This is a genomic window from Paraliobacillus sp. X-1268 (assembly GCF_003426095.1).
Taxonomy (GTDB): Bacteria; Bacillota; Bacilli; order Bacillales; family Amphibacillaceae; genus Paraliobacillus_A; species Paraliobacillus_A zengyii.
Genome location: NZ_QJSK01000014.1, coordinates 72,150 through 80,385, shown reverse-complemented (window position 1 = coordinate 80,385; position 8,236 = coordinate 72,150). Strand labels below are relative to the sequence as shown.

The following is an 8,236-nucleotide window of genomic DNA, read 5'->3' as shown; positions in this document are numbered from 1 at the left end:
CTGGCTTTAATTTATTTTGGCGTTGAACAAAGCCTATTTCACGCGCCCATTGACGCACCTCAGAGACTGATAACACTTGATGAATGCCTTGAATAAATGGCTCCATTTCTTTCTTGAAATACATCGACATCCCCTCCAAATAACTATTTCTTATCCGTTAGGGTATCGTATTTTTCTAGTTCTTTAAACCGTAGTGCTTAGCTTGACGACTATGGGGCACGGCTTCAGCTAACTTAGTAAAGCAAAAAAAGCTTTACTAAGTGGATCTTCAGCCCGTGCTGTTCCCACAGGAGTCTACGTATATTTCCAAAGCTAGTTCAGATTCTACATGATGATTGCGTATGGAATAATGACACTTTAGCTTAAAGACAAGCTTATCAATTGTTTATATTCTACATTACAATTACAGTTTTTCTTCAAGCTAGCGAAGGAAGCAAATGGATGAAACTCTAGTGGGAACAGCACATGTTTTCGATGGGATGAGTAATTGTGATGCACCCCAAAAGCTGAATCTCTACTTGGTAAAGTGTTTTTCTTTACCAATGAAACTTGAGACTATGCCCACAGAAAGGCCACTTGCTTCATTCCTGGATAACCTAATTCTTCATAGTGAATATTGTTGTTTATTTCTTCTAACTAGCGTATCAAGTGAAATTGGCGACACTCCTGCAGGAACAGCACGGGCTGAAGATCCACTCGGAAACGTTCTTAGTTTTCGAGTTAGCTGAAGCCGTGCCTGCGGAAAGGGAGTCAATTTTACTTGAGAAGCGGGTCAAGTAATTCTGTTACGTCTCAGTTGATGATTACTGTTAAGCAAGGCATTGTTTTGGAGGGTGTTTATAATTTTTTAAATAAACATGCATAATCTATGTTTTTGTTAAAGTAGAAGCTGTACAATAGAAAGTAATTTATTTATTGTACAGGAGGAAATAACAATGAGCGTTCAACCAGAGGATATTGTAAGAAGTGGTCCAAATCGTTATATTTGTCAGGATGGAATACTAAAGAATTTCGCTGAATTTATAGAAGGATTTACTAACCCAACAATTGTAACCGGATTTAAATCTTATCAAGCATTTATTGATTACGTTGAAGCTGTCCCTAATAATGTGACAGTGATTCAACATGACGGATATAGTTCACCAAAAGCAATTAAAGATATTGCAAGTAAAGTAAGTCAAGCTGACGTAATAATTGGAATTGGCGGCGGAATCATATTAGACACAGCAAAATCAGTTGCTGATCAACTAGAGATAGAATTCATGACTATTCCGACAGTAGCCGGAACGTGTGCTGCAGCGACACCGTTAAGTGCTATCTATACTCCGGATGGTGCATTCCTTAAGGTTGCATACCATACCAATTCAAGCTCGCTCACCTTAATTGATCCTGCCTTTTTAATAAACGCACCTATTACTTATCTAAAAAGCGGGATTGGAGACACACTTGCAAAATGGTATGAAGCTGAAGCTATTATACGTTATGCTGCTGATGAAAAAGCACAGTCTTTAATGGTTCAAGCAGGTCTAAATCAGTCTGTTTACTTACGAGACATCTTACTTGAAGATGGTAATCAAGCAGTCAAGAGTAGTGAACGAGGGGAAGTCACACCTGCATTCACAAAAGTAATCGAAGCTATTATTATGTTATCAGGAACTGTTGGTGGATTTGCTGGACGCTATGGTAGAATAGCAGGTGCACATGCTATTCATAATGGATTAAGCTATATTAATGAGACACATCACATATTACACGGACATAAGGTAGCTTACGGCATACTAGTCCAACTTGCAATTGAAAAACGTGTAGATGAAATAACTTCATTAGTAGACTTTTATACACAGCTAGATTTTCCTACTAAGTTTACGGATTTAGGCATTACTACAAATCAAACGAAAGCAAGGAATATAATTGCTGAGCACGCAATTAATCCTAAAGAATCGCTACAATTAATGGGTGATTTTAGTACAAAAGATGTTATTATTGCATTAGATTATTTAGAAAACAACTTCAGATAGTTACGTTTATTTTAGAAAGGATGAGAGCCAATGCAGAAATTCATATCTAAGAGAAGTAAATTAGTATCTATACTAATTGTTATCTTTTCCTTCACTTGTCTTGCATTGGTTTACTCTAATCCTATACAGTCAAAAGATACCTCAGAAATTACCCCAACTTTATTTATTCATGGATTTAAAGGTGGGCCAAGTTCTTTTCAAAATATGTTGACTCGTTTGGAAGAGCAAAAAGTAGGATCAAAAACGATGGTAATTCGTGTATTATCAAATGGAGAACTTTCAATCAGTGGAAACCTAACAGAAAAAGAGAACCCTTTTGTTCAAGTGATTTTCCAAGAGAATAGAGCTAGCATAAACCAGCAAACTGAATGGGTTCATGACATACTTCATCGTTTATATGATGTTTATGGTATACAACAGGTTAATTTAGTTGGTCACTCTATGGGCGGTTTAACGGCAACAAACTTCATATTAACAAACACAGAGGAAGCACAAACACCTTCTATCCAAAAACTGGTTGTGATAGGCAGTCCTTTTAAAGGAATTGATCAAGCGAATTACTTTTTAGTAAATAGTGGTGAAGCTGCCGTGGATTTAAAAACACAGTCTAGTGCACTTGAAGAGTTAATAAAAAACAAACATTATTTTAACTCCCAGGTACCTGTATTAGCCATTGCTGGGGTAATAAACGAAACTGATACAGACGGTCTTGTTAGCTTATCAAGTGCTTTAGGCATTGAAGATATCGTACAAGAGAAACAAATGCAGAAAGAAATTTTTTATGATGAAACCGCAACACACTCTGGGCTACACGAACATACTGGAGTAGACAAAGTTGTCGTTGAATTCTTATGGGAATAGATTTAGAAGAGTTCCAGTAATAAAAACGGTACCTAAAGAAAATCGTTGTATCTTTAGGTACCGCTTTCTATTCCACTTTTTCATATTGTTGTAAGTAATGATACAAAGCCCCATAAAGGTTAGCCGCACTACGAAATTTACAAGTAACAACATAAGGTGTAGCAACATGCATTGGATTAGCATGTTTAATATCTTCAATTGCTTGCTTAATCCCATCTAACAAAATTGGTTGCACACTAATTCCACCACCAATTGCGAAGATATCTGGATCAAGTACATACTGTAAGTTTAAAATCTGAACAGCTATACTTTTGCAATAATCGTTAAATACATTTGTTGCTTCTTCATCGCCATTAACAATATATGAGAACGCAGCTTCTCCATCATTTTCTCTTAAATTCTTAGTTTTAACAATTGTGTCAACCATTCTAGCAGCAGAACCGGATAAGCCAACAAACGTCGCTTTATTTGTTTCCAATTTGAAACCGTCCATAATATAGCTCATTTCACCTGCCGCTAAATTGCTTCCGCGATGTAGTTTTCCATCAATAATTAAACCACCGCCTACACCTGTTCCGAGAACAAGGACAGCTGCATGTTTATACCCCTTTACACTACCTAACCAAAGTTCAGCTAACGCTGCACACTTTCCATCATTTTCTATTGATACAGAAACACCGCAACGACTTCTTACTAATTCAGATAAATTTTGCTTATGTAAATACGTCAAACTTCCTCCATGATAGACTATTCCACTATCCACATCTATCATACCTGGGCAACTAATTGCAATTCCCTTTACTTGATCAGTTGACGATTTAAATACTTCCACCATTTGATCAATCAATACATCTGTGCTGTTGTTTGGTGTTGAAAATTTACCTTCATTAATGATTTTTCCGTCGCTACTCATAAGAGCATGCTTTACAAAGGTTCCTCCTATATCAAATACGATATACATTTTATCCTCCCGCCTTTCAAATCCATTCTTATCTTTTCAGCAAGAACAATCTATTATCAAGGATGAGAAATGTTCTCTATTATTCTAGGAATCTCTGCCAAATTATCAATAACTGCATCCGCGTCAATTATAGCCGTACTATTATTTCTTTTCCATATTCCTTGCATGCCAATAGACATTGCTGCTTGGACATCATTTTTAGGGTGATCTCCTATATATATGCTTTCATTTGGTCTAACTTTCAGTGAAATAAGCGCTTTTTGAAAAATAAGTGGGTCAGGTTTTTTAATACCTTCTGATTCTGATATAAGTATCACATCAAAATACGACTTTATGTTTAATACTTCTATCATATTCATTTGCAATACGCTTTTACCATTCGTGATGATACCTAAATGATAACCGCTTCTCTTTAGCGTTTTAATCATTTCATTTAAGCCACTATAGGCAACTGCATGTTCACTGACGTGCAGAAGATAATCTTCTAACATACTCTCCCACGTTAACTCAGCGAAATGGTATTCTTCAATTAATTCTTTATATACCTTATCTTTCCATACATAACCATGCTGATCTAACTCGATAAAGCGATTAACATAATTACGTTTTGGTACAGTATATAAGTAATGGCGAAATCGATCATATTGATCCTCAATGAAGTTCCTAATTGTTGTATCTCGATCTAATAATGTACCATCAAGATCAAACAGAACTGCTTTTATCACTTTCATCACCTCTTATCAAATACGCTTATCAGCATCATATAAAATGAAAACTCAAGCACTGGGATCCTCTTCACTCACCGCTTGTTAGTTCTCCTTGATAAAGTTTTGTTTTAAACTATTTACACTTCTTCATTTCTTACTGAATCACTATTTTTAATGAAAATCGCCAATACTAAACCCATGATTAATGCCCTGACTATAAAGATACAGGTATACATTACATGAAAATGGTTACATAAACAATTATTTTCTGCGTTCGTCCGATAAATAGAAAGAAGCCACAGCTGATGCCGTGACTTCTTTCTATTTATCTGTTCTCTTCAAGAACTTATTTCATCCTTGTACATCCCTTTTTCTATATCCAATAAACCCTATTAGTATTAATACACCTGCAATTACAGTCAAACTAATTAAGGAATAATAGTTAATTTCCTCTACTGGTAGCTGTGGTATGTGCGCAAACGGTGATAGATTAGCTAGCCATTTTGGGAATTCTAGTAATCCGCCTAAATAGACTACAAAGAAGGCATACAAAAGATAGAACCAGCTAAATGCACTGAACCTTGGTCCTATTCCAATCAATAAAGTAGTAACTCCAAGCATCACCCACAAGGCCGGAAGATAAACTATCATAGCTTGTAGCAATGTTGTGAACGAAATATCGATTTCCAACACCGCTAAACCAGTTGAGGCTAAGCCAAGCACGGATACAGCTAACATCACAATACTAGTAAGAAATGCAATAATCAAATAGCTGGCTAATAGTCTCGGTTTTGATATTGCTCTTGCTAATAAATGCTCTGTTCGTTGTTGTTTTTCCTCAGCCTTTATTTTAACCAATGTCATAACTGCTGGTACAGTTGCAATCATTGCCATAATTACCATTAGCATTGATAGAAACTGTTCCGTCATGGGTATCTCTTCTCCAGATGACAGCATTTGTTTAATCACTTCATTTTCTTCAAAAAATGTATCCAAATCCCCCAACACGGATCCGTATGACGCTCCAATAACAAACATTCCTATCGTCCACGCAATAATAGGTGTGCGTTGAAGCCTCATCGCTAGACCTAATGGTGTTTGCAAAAAGCGTGATGCATGCATTTTACCAGACTGAGATGGCAAAAAGCCAGATCCTATATCTCGTATTTGATTGAGAAAAAATGCCATTACAATAACTAGCCCCGAAACAATCAATGTCACTAATACGGGCCACCAATAATTGTTTACATATACTTCTGCACCCATCAATAAGCCTAATGGTGAAAACCAAGATATTGTTGTGTTACCGGCATCGCCAATTGCTCGAATGAAGTAAGATACACCCAACACAGTGTATGCGAGCATCATTGCACCCCTCGAATTATCGGAAAGCTGTGCAACTAGCATTGTTACCGCTGCAAAGAAAATCCCCGTTGTTCCTAAGACAGCGCCATATAATAAAGAGCCACTTATATTAATCGTATCTATCCCTAGAACAGATAAGCCAACTGCTGCTAAAAATGCCATCACTACATTTGTACCTACCACTAAAATCATAACAGCATACGTTTGCGCTAATCTACCCATTGGCAAGGCACGTAACATTTCGAGCTGACCATCTTCTTCGTCCGCTCTTGTGAGCCGAACAACTAATAATATATTCATAATCGCTACTACAACTGCTGTTATCAATAACATTTGATGCGCCATCATTGCACCATCAGTATAATTATCCAATCCATACCCCTGACCAACTAATGCTGCCATTGCAGGGTTACGCATTGTTTCTGCCATTGCTTGTCGTTCTTGAACACTTTGATACAAACCAGTAAATGCAACTGCTACCGAAAGTGTTGTCACTAAAATAGACATGATCCATATTGGCAGCTTAACCCGTTCACGTTTTACTAAAAAACGAAACAATACACCTGACTGATCGATTAATTGATTAGTCATTACTGCATCTCTCCCTCATAATGACGCATAAATAAGTCCTCTAAGGTTGGTGGTGTACTCTCCAATTTCACAATTCCAAAACGGCTGACGTATTCCATTACATGGCTTAATTCTTCAGCATCAACTTGAAATATATACGCTCGTTTCCCTAGTTCTTGTAGATCATGGACACCTTTGACTGTTGCTAGTGCACTTATTTGTTCATTTGTTTCTACAACTAAGCGAACACGAGTTAAATGACGTAATTCAGTTAATGACCCTGTTTCAATCATTTTTCCTTCTCGAATTATTCCAACACGATCACATAAACGTTCTACTTCCGATAAAATATGGCTCGATAATAAGACACTTGCTCCTTGTTCTTTCGCTTCTTCAACATATGTTTGAAAGACTCGTTCCATCAAAGGATCTAAACCTGATGTCGGTTCATCTAAAATATATAAATCTGCTTCAGCTGTAAAAGCAGCAATTAATGCTATCTTTTGCCGATTACCCTTCGAATAAGTTCGACATTTTTTTGATGGATCAAGATTAAATCGCTCAATTAACTCCATACGTTTCGATTGGTTAACTGCAGTACCACGCATTTTTAAAAACAGATCGATTACTTCGCCACCTGTTAAATTCGGCCATAGATTAACATCACCTGGTACATAAGCCAATCGTTTATGAATCTCCACAGCGTCTCGCCAGGCATCTTTCCCGAAAATTTTCGCTTCACCTGAGGTTGCTTGTAGTAAACCGAGTAGTACACGAATCGTTGTTGATTTACCCGCACCGTTCGGACCAATAAATCCGTGAATTTCTCCCTGTTTTACTTCTAAATTAACCCCGTCCAATGCCGTGAACTCAACAAATTTCTTCGTCACATTGTTTACCTGCAAAATGGTCATAATCCTGAATCTCCCTTTTGATAGAAAACAGTTTTTAATATAGCTAGATACTGATAGAATTCCTTCCAATGGGCTTCCAAATCATTCGCATTAAATTTTTTACCTTTTAAACGCATCTTTAATTCCTCTTGATAACCCTCGATTCCCCATCTAATTAATTGGAATGCTTTTTCAACATCTATATCACTTCGGAATAAACTACGATCAATATCTTCATACATTTTGCTAAATCCTATCGTTTGTAGTCGTTGATATTTTTCTGAGATATCTACAGGTAAGTTATCCTCTTGAGCTAACATGAATGTACCGAGAAAATTAATCACATGAGGATGTTTGATGAATAATTTTAGTTTTATTCTAGCAATTTGATGTAATCGCTCAATAAAATCTGTTTCATTCATATCTATTTCCTCTAAAAAGTCATTAAGCATTATATCTAAACTATCGGTCAATAAATAATGGTATAATGTCTTTTTGTTTTTAAAATAATAAAACAACATCCCTTTTCCAATACCAGCCGCTTTAACTATACGGTTTGTTGACGCTTCCTGATATCCTCGCTCAGCAAACTCCTCTAGAGCTGCATTTATTATTCGCTTCTGTTTTTCCTTGTCCAAGCCAGCAAATTTATCGATAATTGGGTTCACCTCTTTAGACCATCATGGTCGATTGGTTTCATTATAGTATTTTAGACCACACCGGTCAACTGATTATTTAAATAAACGGATTAAATACAAAAACCACAGCTATCCTAGGGCGCATTGACAAATGCTTTTACTAAAGCATTTAGCAATAGTGATAAGCATTACATACGATAGATCTCACTTGGCCACCAGATAA

The 8,236-nt window shown here is 36.5% G+C and carries 7 protein-coding genes; 2 read left to right on the top strand and 5 right to left on the bottom strand.

Annotation, left to right across the window (positions count from 1 at the left end; translation table 11 throughout):
• The first annotated feature begins 935 nt into the window (after window positions 1–935).
• Together D2K62_RS13940 and D2K62_RS13935 are read left to right on the top strand one after the other, a co-directional pair.
• Complete coding sequence (locus D2K62_RS13940) at window positions 936–2,018, top strand: iron-containing alcohol dehydrogenase family protein (RefSeq protein WP_112179464.1); 1,083 nt, start codon at window positions 936–938, stop codon at window positions 2,016–2,018.
• A 30-nt stretch (window positions 2,019–2,048) separates the two neighbouring features.
• Entirely contained in the window at window positions 2,049–2,879 is an 831-nt protein-coding gene (locus D2K62_RS13935) for an alpha/beta fold hydrolase (RefSeq protein ID WP_112179462.1), read from the top strand.
• 67 nt (window positions 2,880–2,946) lie between these two features.
• Here D2K62_RS13935 and D2K62_RS13930 read toward each other — a convergent pair whose 3' ends face one another.
• The 5 genes from D2K62_RS13930 to D2K62_RS13910 form a co-directional block, all read right to left on the bottom strand.
• Window positions 2,947–3,840, bottom strand: coding sequence for an ROK family protein (locus D2K62_RS13930; RefSeq protein ID WP_112179460.1), 894 nt, complete (start codon window positions 3,838–3,840; stop codon window positions 2,947–2,949).
• Window positions 3,841–3,896: 56 nt separating this feature from the next.
• A complete protein-coding gene (locus tag D2K62_RS13925) occupies window positions 3,897–4,571 on the bottom strand; it encodes an HAD family hydrolase (protein ID WP_332871754.1) in 675 nt (224 codons plus the stop codon).
• Window positions 4,572–4,898: 327 nt separating this feature from the next.
• Window positions 4,899–6,503, bottom strand: a complete 1,605-nt coding sequence (locus D2K62_RS13920; RefSeq protein WP_112179456.1) for an ABC transporter permease — start codon at window positions 6,501–6,503, stop codon at window positions 4,899–4,901.
• Window positions 6,503–7,396, bottom strand: coding sequence for an ABC transporter ATP-binding protein (locus D2K62_RS13915; protein ID WP_112179454.1), 894 nt, complete (start codon window positions 7,394–7,396; stop codon window positions 6,503–6,505). Before D2K62_RS13915 ends, D2K62_RS13920 begins: the two co-directional genes overlap by 1 nt.
• Window positions 7,393–8,043, bottom strand: coding sequence for a TetR/AcrR family transcriptional regulator (locus D2K62_RS13910; protein ID WP_338418768.1), 651 nt, complete (start codon window positions 8,041–8,043; stop codon window positions 7,393–7,395). Before D2K62_RS13910 ends, D2K62_RS13915 begins: the two co-directional genes overlap by 4 nt.
• Window positions 8,044–8,236: the final 193 nt, after the last annotated feature.